The sequence below is a fragment of the Burkholderia sp. BCC1640 genome (genome assembly GCF_902833125.1).
Classification (GTDB): domain Bacteria; phylum Pseudomonadota; class Gammaproteobacteria; order Burkholderiales; family Burkholderiaceae; genus Burkholderia; species Burkholderia diffusa.
The window spans coordinates 1-508 of the sequence record NZ_CADFEF010000151.1 but is presented as its reverse complement, the minus strand read 5'-3'; the positions used below and the strand labels follow the sequence as shown (position 1 = coordinate 508).

The 508-nt window shown below is 71.5% G+C and carries 1 protein-coding gene; it reads right to left on the bottom strand.

Features of this window, described 5'->3' with window-relative positions:
• A partial coding sequence (locus HWX25_RS33850) for a GTP-binding protein (protein WP_279610159.1) occupies positions 1-461 on the bottom strand: 461 nt, incomplete at its 3' end.
• Positions 462-508: the final 47 nt, after the last annotated feature.

Genomic DNA, 508 nt, shown 5'->3' with positions numbered 1-508 from the left:
GACTCGATCACGATCTGGTCGAAGCGGCCTTCGCGCGCCAGCCGGTCGACATCCTCCAGCAGGTCCTCGCGCAGCGTGCAGCAGATGCAGCCGTTGCTCATCTCCACCAGCTTCTCGTCGGTGCGCGACAGCTCGGCGCCGCCCTCGCGCATCCAGTGCCCCAGGCAGCGGCCGACTTCCGGGTCGACGAATTCGTCGACCTGCCCGCATTCGTCGCAGATCGCGAAGGCGAGCAGGCCGGGCCCGCAGGCGGCCGTCTGCCGGCAGGCCAGGTAGGCGTTCAGCGATTCGAGCCGGTGCACCAGGCCTTGCGCGGTGAGCCGCTCCAGCGCCCGGTAGACCTGGGCCGGCGCGCTGAAACCCTGCTCGCGCAGCCGCGCCAGCAGCGCGTAGGCGCTGAGCGGGCCGGCCGCCTGCCTGAGGGCGGCCAGCACGCGCTGCTGGTTGACGGTCAATCGCATGGGAATCCTCCGGGGCCGGCCTCGGGCATCGCGAAGTCGGGATGCGA